Annotated in this window: 1 protein-coding gene; it reads left to right on the top strand. The window is 33.7% G+C overall.

Going from position 1 to position 1,178, the window contains the following annotated elements; translation table 11 throughout:
- Nucleotides 1–413: 413 nt before the first annotated feature.
- Nucleotides 414–950, top strand: coding sequence for a hypothetical protein (locus tag FE394_RS18810; protein WP_319927850.1), 537 nt, complete (start codon nt 414–416; stop codon nt 948–950).
- The last annotated feature ends 228 nt before the right edge of the window (nt 951–1,178 follow it).

Here is a 1,178-nt window from a genome sequence, read left to right as displayed (position 1 = left end):
TAACACTAATGTAGTGCCCCCAAGGTTTTTTATGCTCTCCATATTTTATCGCTAACTGAACAAAGTGCCCCACACTTTTTAATATCAATTAAAATTTAAATGTTTGTCAAATTAAATTTCGTACTCTTCTGTTTATATCTTGCCTAATGAGATGCACATCGTATAATAATTTAAAAATTCGAACGATAACTATATTCATACAAGTCTTGTAATGTGTATCTTATTCCATTGGTACCCGCAGGAATAACACATAAAGCTCACAAATAAATCTTATGCCGACTCTGTGGTAAAGTTTTGTTTAGAATAATCGATCAGTCATACCCGAGGATGTTTATACTGCTAATGCCATCTGTTTTATTAGATATAAAACAATATTATAAAAATAATTTACCTAACCTTAAAAAGGCAAAAAAATGAAAAAACCACTAGCGTTATTATCATTATCAATAGTTATCACAATTTTTTCTTATAGCGCGCAATCAACAAAATCAGAAGAACTTTTTGTATCTTCATGGACTCAGAATGTATATAATGATAGTGACAACGATATATATTTTGGCGGTAATTATACTGAGACAACTAATTCACACAGGGTAAGCCCTCGTAGTAACAAGCATTTTGATTGGAAGACACCAGCAAATAGAATTCAATACATATATAATAGTAAAAAGGAAATATTATATAGTACTGTAGATAATAATTCAAGCGTAATATCAACTGTAACGGGAATTAAATGGAAAAAAGGGAAGCCTGATAAGATAGAAGTGTGTTATCTTGTCCAGTATAATGCCATATCTGATTTTGGATACAGCGTAAAATACAAGAATAATGGAGGATTAGATTTCGTGCAATTTAACGCCCCGGCCGCTCTAATTCCAAATATTGTAGGCGATAATATTGATGTTGGATGTAAGTCAAACTTTGATTACGTTGTGAAATATCACGGGTAGAAAACCGAGCGTCCATCTGTTCGTGCCGAAAAGAAAGAGCACCAAAAACGAAACTGTAACCGGCGTGAGGACAGAGTTTGCTCGGTTCTGTTGCAAAGTTTGTCTAGTCCTGATATACGTTGACACTATTTTTACTTAACGCCTGATGATGTACTTCATCGGGCGTTTGATATTTTAGAGCTAAGTGTGGAGAGCATAAAAAAACCTTGGGGCACTACATTAGTGTTA

It is taken from the genome of Xenorhabdus littoralis, assembly GCF_033949345.1.
Lineage (GTDB): Bacteria > Pseudomonadota > Gammaproteobacteria > Enterobacterales > Enterobacteriaceae > Xenorhabdus > Xenorhabdus littoralis.
This window is presented reverse-complemented; position numbering and strand designations above follow the sequence as displayed.